The sequence below is a fragment of the Cohnella zeiphila genome (assembly GCF_014212055.1).
GTDB lineage: Bacteria > Bacillota > Bacilli > Paenibacillales > Paenibacillaceae > Cohnella > Cohnella zeiphila.
This window is the reverse complement of the sequence record NZ_JACJVO010000060.1, coordinates 8,372-14,118: the sequence shown is the minus strand read 5'-3', so window position 1 is coordinate 14,118 and position 5,747 is coordinate 8,372. Positions and strand designations below refer to the sequence as shown.

The following is a 5,747-nucleotide window of genomic DNA, read 5'->3' as shown; positions in this document are numbered from 1 at the left end:
CGCTTATTTCTGCTCCCAATTCGTCGCCGAGGCGCTGCGCCGGTCCGGACTGAAGCTGTTCGATCGCCCTTCGAGTCTCGTGACCCCCGATCATTTCCTTCGGAACTCCTCGTTCGAGACGGTCTATGAAGGGAATCTGTTCGATTATCCCCGCCTGAATGCCGAACGGATTCACGGCAGGGCAGATCAGCTTTCCCCTGCCGCTCCGTGGAGGAGGGCGGTCGTTTGATCAGCGCGATTACGAATTTCCTGGGCGATTTTGGAGCGTGGGGACTGTTCTTTCACGCCATGGTCGACGCCATCCTGTTCCCGATTCCCGCCTTCTTCCTTCAAGTCTCGCTCAGCGCCCTCAACCCGGATAACGCGCTGTGGCTGGCCACTCTCGGCTTCGCCGGCTGCATGATCGGAACGCCGATCGGCTACGCGATCGGACGGACGTCGGGCTATCGCCTGCTTCGGCGGTTCGTGAAGCAAGAGAAGCTGGACCGCGTCGAATCTCTCTTCCGCAAGCACGGCGAAATGGCGATCCTGATCGGATCTTTCACGCCGATTCCGTTCAAACTGTTCACCGTCGCGTCGGGCTGCACGAATTTCCCGCTCCGCAAGCTGATGCTCTATGCCGCGATCGGCCGCGCCGCCAAATTTTATATCGTCGGGCTGCTGTTCTATGCTTACGGACGTTCGGCCGAGCACATGGTTCACGGAAAGACGCTTACTTTCATCATGCTGGCCGCGGGCGCCCTTCTCGCGACGGTTTGGCTGCTGATGCGGGTTCGCAGAAAGCGCCTGAACGCCAGGCCGAACGCTGCGTCGAAGCCGGAGGATCTCTGCCCATGAACGCGATGGCCTTCGTAGAACGTCTATTCGAGCACTATGGCTATTTGCTGCTCTTGCTCGGCCTGCCGCTGGATTTTATCGCGCTCCCCCTTCCGCCCGGCAACAGCACGCTTGCTTATGCCGGTTACCTGGCCCAAGCAGGCAAGCTGTCCGCGTGGCCGACTCTCGGAGCGGCACTCGCCGGAGCGTTCATCGGAGTCACCGTCACCTACGCTCTCGGTTGCCGATTTGGCGAACCCCTTCTGCTTCGGTACGGCAAATACGTGTTCCTCAAGCCCTCGACTCTGGAGCGAGTTCGGCGCGCATACGGCAAACACGGGAACAAAGCACTGCTGATCCTCTTCTTCGTGCCCGGGCTCCGCCAATTCGTCGGATACTTCATCGGGGTGATTCGCGTTCCCGTCCGCACGGTGATCCTCTATGCTTTTCCGGGAACCGCCCTGTGGGTCCTGTTCTTCTTCGGCATCGGCTATCGGTTCGGCGGACATTGGGAGGACCTTTTGAAGACAGCCGAACGGTACTTGGGCATTCTCTCGGTGTGCGCGGGGGCGCTGTTGATCGGTTTTATCGTGTGGAAAAAGCGGCGGACGTCATCCAAAAGGGAGCGTGAAGCGGAGCGGATGGCGAGAAGAGGCTGAATAAAGGATGGAGCCGTTGCCGGCCGATCGCGGATCGGCCGAACCGCAATAGCCTTCGCCCGTCTGCCGGAAGCGGCCGATCGCCTCCGCCGTGGCGTTTCCGACGTCGAAGCAAACCCCCGTGCTGCTCCAATACCCTTCGTATCGCCAACGGGCATAACGCCGCATTTGGTCGACGGGATCGAACACGCCCGTCTCGAGCAGACTCTCCGCAAGGCATATCGCCATGGACGTATCGTCGGTCCATTGCCCCGGCTTGAGGCCGAACGGACCGCCGCCGACCATATCTTCGACCGGCTCGAAGCGGCCCGGCATCGAGAATTCGATCGTCGTGCCGAGCGCGTCCCCGACCGCCAATCCGACCAAGCTTCCTTTGAATCTCTGCAGTTGCAGTTCCATCTATGCTTCCTCCCTTTCTCAGCTATGTCGACTTATGGATGTATAAAGTGCTTCGGAACGGATCATACCAAAGCCGATTGCGCTAAAAAAGGGCCTATACCCCTGGATTTGAAGCATTGACACCCGTTTTCCGGTTCGGCTATACTGTCTGTAATTTCATATTCGACATGCGTCGAAGGAAGTACAGTAGCGGCTTTGTCCCTGTTCCAGAGAGCCGGGGGTCGATGCGACCCGGCACATACAAGGACCGCGAATTACGCTCCGGAGCATCTTGGGTAACGCCAAGCGGAATCGGCGAACGATATTTCGCCTACAAGCGGCATGAATCAAGCGCCTATGCGCGGCTCATGCAATCTGGGTGGTACCGCGGTTATTCGATCGTCCCTACGTCTCTTTTGACGAGGGGCGATTTTTTGTTGATTGCATAACCAAAAGGAGATGGATGAATTGAACATTATCGACGAGCTTACCTGGCGCGAAGCGATCAATCAGCAGACGGACGCGGAGGGGTTGCGCGAGTTGACGGAATCGAAGGCGGTATCGCTGTACTGCGGCGTCGATCCGACCGGCGACAGCATGCATGTCGGGCACCTTATCCCGTTCATCGTGCTCAAGCGGTTCCAGCTGGCCGGCCACCGGCCGGTCATTCTGATCGGCGGAGCNNAGATCAATGTCATCGACTTCCTGCGCGACTACGGCAAGAACTTCAGCATCAACACGATGCTGGCCAAGGACGTCGTGTCGAGCCGGCTGGAGAGCGGCATCTCGTTCACCGAATTTTCGTACCAAATCCTGCAATCGCTCGACTTCCTGCATCTGTTCCGGAACGAAGACGTGCAGCTGCAGATCGGCGGCTCCGACCAATGGGGCAACATCACGAGCGGGCTTGATCTCATCCGCAAAAAAGAAGGCGTCGACGCCAAAGCGTTCGGCCTGACGATTCCGCTCATGCTGAAGGCGGACGGCACGAAGTTCGGCAAGACGGCGGGCGGCGCGGTGTGGCTCGATCCGGACAAGACGACGCCGTACGAGTTCTACCAGTTCTGGGCGAACACCGACGACCGCGACGTCGTGAAATACTTGAAATACTTCACGTTCCTGGACAAGGAAACGATCGAGGAGCTCGCCGGGAAAGTGCAAACCGAGCCGCACAAGCGCGAAGCGCAAAAAGCGCTGGCGGAAGAAATGACCCGGTTCGTGCACGGCGGAGAGATGCTGGAGCAGGCGAAGCGCATTACGGCCGCCCTGTTCAGCGGCGACATCCGCTCGCTGACGGCGGACGAGATCGAGCAGGGTTTCAAAGAGATGCCGACGTTCGAAGCGGGCCGGGAAACGAAGAACATCGTCGATTGGCTCGTCGATCTGGGCATCGAACCGTCCAAGCGCCAGGCGCGCGAGGACGTCTCCGGCGGCGCCATCTCGATGAACGGCGAGCGCGTGAACGACTTGGCGTTCGAAGTCACCCCGGACCACGCCATCGGCGGCAAGTTTATCATCATTCGCAAAGGAAAGAAAAACTACAGCTTGGTCAAGCTGAGCTAAGGTTTCCGATGAGCCGGAAAATCAAATGGAACGGCGGCTGGTTTTTGCCAAACAGCCGCTTCGTACGGACTACGCAACCGTCGCCGCNNGACTCCCGTCACACTGCCTCGCGATTGGCTCATCTACGACTCGCACCGGCTATATGAGGACGGCGAAGGCTGGTATCGCAAAACGTTGGCGCTAAGCGAAACGGAACCGAACGACCGAATCCCGCTCCGCTTCGAAGGCGTCTATATGAACTCCACCCTGTTCGTCAACGGACAACCGGCGGGAGATTGGAAATACGGCTACTCCACGTTCGAGGGACATTCCGACGATTAACGCGAACGCGAATTCCCGTTCGAACNNTGCCTAACGGCAGGGGCCTCTCCCTTCTGTCAAGTCAATCAGATTGAACCCCCAAAGCTCTCGCACCCCCGGAAAGGCATATGCCGAGCCGCATCGAACTTCGGGAACGGCAAGTAAGGGTTCGGGACGGTGCCGCGGTCGCCGCGCATAAGGAAAATTTTGTGGTCGGCGGCTTTCGGATTTTCCGTCATGACCCGCGTGCCGGTCGGAATATAGCGGATCGTCAAGCCGCAGCGGCGGTGCGGGGAGAGGTTGGCCTTGGAGCCGTGAATGATGTTCGGGTGATGGATCGAGACGCTTCCCGACCGCAGCACGAGATCGACGGCTTTGGATTCGTCCACGTACTGCTTCTCGATCTCGGAGCCGAGCACGTTCTCGACGTCGAAGCTGCTCTTCATCTCCTGCAGCTGCAAGTGCTGCGTGCCGGGAATGACGCGCNNGACGCGCATGCAGCCGTTCTCGATCGTCGAGTCGTCGACGGCGAGCCATAAGGTGATGACCTTCATCGGATCCAGCGGCCAATAGCTGCCGTCCTGGTGCCACAAGACGGGGCGGCCGTGAAAAGCGGGCTTGCAGATGTAATGGGAGGCGAACAGCGCGATGTCCGGACCGAGGAACGCCTGCGCGATATCCAGCAGCCGGTCGTCGCCGACGAGACGAAGCCAGAAGGGATCGTCGTGCACGAGGTTCGTGTGGAGATTTTCCGGGCGCAGGTCCGGATTTTTCCGAATCAGCCAATCGACGTGCTCTTTCGCTTCCTGCATGAGATCGGCATCCAGAACGTCGTGGAAAACAAGGTAGCCGTCCTTTTCATATTGCTTGACATAAGACGAAGAAATTTCGCTCGGCATGTGCATCTTCTCCTTTGCTCCCAACGGAATGAGAGGCGATATTCGGCTCACCTTCAATCTACCGCAGCGGGGGCTGTTCGTCTTTGTACCGGCCGGACCTTGTTTTGTATGGATCCGCCATCCTATAATGAACGAAAAGCCGATCCCGTGAAGGAGCTTTCCGATGAATATCAACCATCTTCATACGATTGCCCCGGAGCTCGTCTTCGGAACGGAGGCGGCTTTTCGCGTTCACTACTGGGGAAGCATCTCCGATCATCGCACGCATCCGCTTCATAAGCACTCGTTCTTCGAATGCTGTTGCGTAACGAGCGGGGAAGGCGGCTATATCGAGAGCGGAGAGCGATATCCTTTATACCAGGGAGACATCATCCTTTCCAGGCCGGACGCCTGGCACCAGATCGAGAGCGCGGACGGCATCGGGCTCGCTTGGGTCGCCTTTATGCCGGAAGATCGGACGGGTGGGGAGTGGGCGCGGAATTGCCGGCGGCTCACGGAGCCCGACCGCGTGGTCGTTCCGGCCGCCGCCCCTTCGCTGACGGCATCGCTGTGGCAGACGCTGCGGACGGCCGAACCTGATGCCATCCAAAACCGGACGCTGCTCGAATCGATCGCATGCAGCCTGCTCCTGTCATGCTTTCAGACGTTTCTGAACGACCGGGGAGAGCAACCGAAGTCTGCCGCAAGCAAGCCCCGGGAGTCCGTCCTGCTGCACAAGGCGAGGCTGTTCATCCGCGACAACCTGTCGCTGCGCATCAAGCTTCAGGACTTGGCCGAATACCTGCACATCTCCGAGCGTCATCTCTCCCGCCTTTTCAACGACGAATTGGGGATGAACTTCTCCGATTACTACCGGCAAGTCAAAATCCGCACCGCCACCGCGCTCCTGGAGTCGACGACATACACGCTGGAGCAGATCGCGGCGAACACGGGGTTCTATTCCGTCCACCACTTCGCCAAGTCGTTTAAGCTGGCAACCGGCACTCCGCCGGGACAATGGCGCAAGGAGCGCATGGCTCCGGCGGCGCGGTAGGAGGAACAGTGAACGGGAAAGCGTCCCTCCAATGACGCCAAATGCGCCTCCTGGCAAGAAGGAACAGGAAATGCTCCACTTATTCGGGCCATGGACCGC

At 59.0% G+C, this 5,747-nt stretch carries 6 protein-coding genes, 2 pseudogenes and 1 other annotated feature (1 of these 9 cut by a window edge); of the genes and pseudogenes, 6 read left to right on the top strand and 2 right to left on the bottom strand.

The window, feature by feature from the left end:
- The 3 genes and pseudogenes from H7C18_RS35455 to H7C18_RS33865 all read left to right on the top strand — a co-directional run.
- Positions 1 to 229, top strand: a pseudogene (locus H7C18_RS35455) (hypothetical protein) (it extends 237 nt beyond the left edge of the window).
- A complete protein-coding gene (locus H7C18_RS33870; RefSeq protein ID WP_238358141.1) occupies positions 226 to 837 on the top strand; it encodes a YqaA family protein in 612 nt (203 codons plus the stop codon). Before H7C18_RS35455 ends, H7C18_RS33870 begins: the two are co-directional and overlap by 4 nt.
- Positions 834 to 1,475: a DedA family protein gene (locus tag H7C18_RS33865; RefSeq protein ID WP_185133557.1), complete on the top strand. Its 642-nt coding sequence runs from the start codon at positions 834 to 836 to the stop codon at positions 1,473 to 1,475. Before H7C18_RS33870 ends, H7C18_RS33865 begins: the two co-directional genes overlap by 4 nt.
- 3 nt (positions 1,476 to 1,478) lie before the next feature.
- Here the strand turns inward: H7C18_RS33865 and H7C18_RS33860 are convergent.
- A pseudogene (locus H7C18_RS33860) lies at positions 1,479 to 1,874 on the bottom strand (ADP-ribosylglycohydrolase family protein); the annotation flags it as partial.
- Between the two features lie 163 nt (positions 1,875 to 2,037).
- Positions 2,038 to 2,263 (top strand) — a binding site (T-box leader).
- A 58-nt stretch (positions 2,264 to 2,321) separates the two neighbouring features.
- Here H7C18_RS33860 and tyrS point away from each other — a divergent pair.
- Together tyrS and H7C18_RS33850 are read left to right on the top strand one after the other, a co-directional pair.
- The gene (tyrS, locus tag H7C18_RS33855; protein WP_185133555.1) at positions 2,322 to 3,416 is read left to right on the top strand and encodes a tyrosine--tRNA ligase; all 1,095 of its coding nucleotides are present in this window, start codon (positions 2,322 to 2,324) and stop codon (positions 3,414 to 3,416) included.
- 174 nt (positions 3,417 to 3,590) lie between these two features.
- The gene (locus H7C18_RS33850; protein WP_202887770.1) at positions 3,591 to 3,737 is read left to right on the top strand and encodes a hypothetical protein; all 147 of its coding nucleotides are present in this window, start codon (positions 3,591 to 3,593) and stop codon (positions 3,735 to 3,737) included.
- Positions 3,738 to 3,802: 65 nt separating this feature from the next.
- Here H7C18_RS33850 and H7C18_RS33845 read toward each other — a convergent pair whose 3' ends face one another.
- Positions 3,803 to 4,615 (bottom strand): phytanoyl-CoA dioxygenase family protein, encoded by an 813-nt coding sequence (locus tag H7C18_RS33845; RefSeq protein WP_202887769.1) that lies wholly within the window; start codon positions 4,613 to 4,615, stop codon positions 3,803 to 3,805.
- 163 nt (positions 4,616 to 4,778) lie between these two features.
- Between H7C18_RS33845 and H7C18_RS33840 the strand changes: the two genes are divergently transcribed.
- Positions 4,779 to 5,648 carry an AraC family transcriptional regulator gene (locus H7C18_RS33840; RefSeq protein ID WP_185133553.1) on the top strand — a complete coding sequence of 290 codons (870 nt, stop codon included), beginning with the start codon at positions 4,779 to 4,781 and terminating at the stop codon, positions 5,646 to 5,648.
- Positions 5,649 to 5,747: the final 99 nt, after the last annotated feature.